This is a genomic window from Enterobacter cloacae complex sp. IR53041 (assembly GCF_049238285.1).
Lineage (GTDB): Bacteria > Pseudomonadota > Gammaproteobacteria > Enterobacterales > Enterobacteriaceae > Enterobacter > Enterobacter roggenkampii.
Genome location: NZ_JBMKHB010000082.1, coordinates 1 through 762, shown reverse-complemented (window position 1 = coordinate 762; position 762 = coordinate 1). Strand labels below are relative to the sequence as shown.

1 protein-coding gene is annotated in these 762 nt (G+C 54.1%); it reads right to left on the bottom strand.

The features are described from left to right. Positions 1-590, bottom strand: a 590-nt coding sequence (locus ACOTXF_RS23765; protein WP_421635311.1) for a T6SS immunity protein Tli3 family protein, incomplete at its 3' end; no start/stop codon positions are given. Positions 591-762 lie beyond the last annotated feature (172 nt).

Sequence of the window (762 nt, the reverse complement as noted above, 5' to 3'; positions counted from 1 at the left end):
GTTTTGGGTGGAATATATGACAGCCCCCATTTTGGCCCGGCAAAACCCGGTCGAAGGTGATGCTTATCACCGTCTTCATCGACATAATCAATACCTGGGCCACCGGGCAAAATCCGCGGGTCATCGAAGGGCTTTGAGCTCATGTAGAGATTGCCCTGGCGGGTTAAGAGAAAACCCTGATCGTTAACGACCGTGAACGAGAGCATATTTTCTCTGGATGGACTGTTTGAGCCATCCGGTTCGACCGTATGAAAACCGGTGTTAAATGGCGCAACTTGCCATGTCTCACCGTAGTTTTTTGAAACGAGGAAGGCATCGGTTTCCCACCCAGGAATGGCAATGTAGCGCTCGGAGGGGTGCACATACTTGTCAGCAAATGCCCGGTAAAACTGGCTGGCGACTTCAGAGCGGATACCGCGCACCGGGTCAACGTAGTACAACGCGCCCTCACAGTTCCATCCCTTCAGTTCCAGGTAACGATGGTCGTCAAAGCGGTAAATAACCTGCGTCGGCGCGTCCTGCGCCTGTGTGCATCCCGCCATCAGCATCAGCCCGGCCAGCATTGCATAGCGCCTTTGCTTATTCATCATCCGGCTTTCCTTCTCGGGGCAGGGGAAATTTTGCTAAATCCTTTAACGGGAGGCGTCCCCGAATCAGGGCGCTCACCGCTTAAGCCCTTTATCCGGGTTGCACTGCATATGATCCCAGCCCTTATAGTTACGGACTTCAGGTACGCGGGCCGGCAAGTCCTTCCAGTTCGTC